This window comes from uncultured Campylobacter sp. (assembly GCF_937997595.1).
Taxonomy (GTDB): domain Bacteria; phylum Campylobacterota; class Campylobacteria; order Campylobacterales; family Campylobacteraceae; genus Campylobacter_B.
Genome location: NZ_CALKTS010000046.1, coordinates 1 through 1224 on the forward strand (window position 1 = coordinate 1; position 1224 = coordinate 1224).

General features: G+C 42.5%; 2 protein-coding genes. Both read left to right on the forward strand.

Annotated features, from left to right (window positions below; translation table 11 throughout):
• Positions 1–122, forward strand: a 122-nt coding sequence (locus Q0614_RS01455; RefSeq protein ID WP_298786000.1) for a hypothetical protein, incomplete at its 5' end; no start/stop codon positions are given.
• 283 nt (positions 123–405) lie between these two features.
• The gene (locus Q0614_RS01460; RefSeq protein ID WP_298785998.1) at positions 406–1053 is read left to right on the forward strand and encodes a hypothetical protein; all 648 of its coding nucleotides are present in this window, start codon (positions 406–408) and stop codon (positions 1051–1053) included.
• Positions 1054–1224: the final 171 nt, after the last annotated feature.

The window sequence follows — 1224 nt, forward strand, 5'->3', positions numbered from 1 at the left end:
GCGGAAAAGGCGTCTTTAACATGGAAAATTTCGACGCCAAGCCTTTCATGGATGAGCTAAATAAGCAGGGCTTGCCGTGGGAGATCATCGAGATGAAACCCGGAGAAAGATACGAAGTCTAAATTTAGGCTTGTCTTTTTCTACTTATACTTCGTTGAAATTTGATTTTTAATGCTCACGTATCAAATATACGCTCCGCTTAAAAATCAAATTTCGCCTCGTCTAAGCGAAAAAATACTGCGCCTTATTCTGCTACGTTTAAATTCTAATTAAAATTCATTCGGTCACGTATTTCATATACGCTCTCGCCCTCAAATTTTAATTTGTCTCAATCGGGGACAATACCGTGCGTCGAATGCTGCTTTAAATTTAGCTATAATCGCATAAAATTTTATCGGAGTAGATATGAAACGAATTTTAAAAGCGCTGATTTTTAGCATGGCATTTTCATTTCTCATTGTGGGTTGTGCTAGTAAAACCGCGCCCGTAGAGCTTGAAGGCAAAGAGCAAATTCGCGCGATCCAAATAGAGGCAAACCGTACGGTAATGATCGGTGACGCTTACGACTACGAATTTGGTAGTGATTATCGCGCGGCGAAAGCGGAATTTGAGCACCTAAAATCGCTCTATCCACACGCAGTGGAGGTAAATAGAATTTCGATCGCTACGGATGCATTTAATGAACCTCACGCAAGCGCACTACTTTTTGAGCTGTGGCTTGATCGCGAGAGCCTGCCGCTAGCAGATCAGCTTGTGCTTTACAAGCATTCAAATTTTACGGGCTTTAAAGATCGCGAAATTTTACAATTTAGCTTCAAAATTTTAGGCGTTCCTACGCGCGTAAAAGATCGCGATCGGATCCTAAAAAAATATGCGCTTGCTAAGCCGTTAAGTTTAAACGCGGTAGTATTTATTGATAGCGGAAGGCTGAGCGAGGAAAGTGTGCGTAAAAACGGTGAGACGCAAGACGCAGTTTTAACTATGTTTAGCCCCGTCTGGATGCCCGTCGCTGCCGTAATGCAAAGTCTCGGCGCGCTATTTGATAACGAGTAAATTCTGTCAGTAAAAATTTTGATGCTCGCTTGCTCTTACGTTGCAATATGAGGGCTGCGTTTTGGGCGGGTACGCCGCGAGTGATGTCTTGGGTCATAGCGCTGTTTGTTTGGCTAAGCGCGCTTGCTGCATATTTAATAAGTAAATTTTAAATTGCGGCGAAATTTTATA